Below are 1,260 nucleotides of genomic sequence, written 5' to 3'. Positions count from 1 at the left end.
GTCATCGTAAGTTTGAGAAAGTATAGTTTGAGATCAATCGACAAAATATTATTTTGTTGGTCTATATGTTGATCCAGCCGAGAGAGGGAACAAGACTTTTAACTGTCATTGGTCATAAAGACCCTTCGCGATGCTAGTCCCCCTCTCTTATCCTTATTCAAACTTGGACAGTTCATTAGGCCCGCAGAGCCTGTTTTTACGATTGATAAGTTACGAATAAGAACTGCTGTGATCACAAAAATAATATCTACAAATATGGTAACAGGTATCGATTGTTCAAAGGATTATTTTGATGTTGTTCTTTTAGACGGGAACAGGAAAGTTTTTGAAGGCAGGTTTGCCAACAACCCAAAGGGATTCCAGGAGTTGCTCCCCAATGTCCAGCATTCGCATGTTGTCATGGAGCACACGGGACCGTACTATTTTTCCCTGGCATGCTTCCTCTGCGAATCCCAAGTTCGGGTATCCATAGTGAACCCGCTGATCATCCGGAGGTTTTCACAGACCAAGATGAACAGGGCCAAGACAGACCGCAAGGATGCCCTGACCATAGCGGAATATGGCACGATGTACCAACCCCCGTTATGGAGCGTTCCCAGTGAAAAGATACAGGAGATCAGGCAATTGGAGACATTCCTGAAAGGTGTGGTCAAGCGCAAACAGGTACTGATGAACCAGTTCCATGCATTTGAACATGGAGGTAATTTCATCGGTTATATCCGTGAGAGAATGGAAAGCCAAATAGAAGGTTATGATCAGGAAATACAGCAGATTGAAGCCAAGATACAGGCATTGATCCAGGAAGCTTTCCCTGACCTGCACAGGAACCTGACGAGTATCCCGGGCATTGGCCCGAAAAGCTCCGTGCTGATGATCGTAACGACAAATGGGTTCCAGGATTTTGAAAGCCACAAGCAGGTCATCTCCTATTTCGGACTGGCCCCCAGGATCTATGAGTCGGGAACGAGCGTAAGGGGAAAGGCCAGTATCTGCAAAATGGGGATGTCATCTGTACGGGCAGTCCTGTACATGGCCGCTAGGTCAGCCAGGCTATACAACAGAAGCTGCAGGGAACTGTATGAAAGACTGAGGACGGCAGGAAAGGCACATCGGGTGGCCATGATTGCGGTCGTAAACAAACTGATCAAACAGGCTTTCGCCATTGCAAAGTCTGGTGAGGTATACCGATTGGAAAAAGTCTTAGCAGAATAAAATTTGGAAAAAATTTAAAATAAATTTGGAATTAGACACAGTTCATCG

1 protein-coding gene is annotated in these 1,260 nt (G+C 45.5%); it reads left to right on the top strand.

The genetic code is table 11. The annotated features are described in order from the left end of the window. Positions 1-255: 255 nt before the first annotated feature. On the top strand, positions 256-1,212 hold the full coding sequence (locus tag ACWICE_RS19680) for an IS110 family RNA-guided transposase (protein WP_313368298.1): 957 nt from the start codon (positions 256-258) through the stop codon (positions 1,210-1,212). The last annotated feature ends 48 nt before the right edge of the window (positions 1,213-1,260 follow it).

It is taken from the genome of Sphingobacterium sp. NPDC055346, assembly GCF_053645235.1.
Note: the sequence above shows the minus strand (reverse complement) of the source record. Positions and strands in the feature narration are given on the sequence as shown.

Coding starts and splice junctions, on each gene's coding strand:
- ACWICE_RS19680 (WP_313368298.1), top strand. CDS start 256: ATGGTAACAGGTATCGATTGTTCAAAGGATTATTTTGATGTTGTTCTT.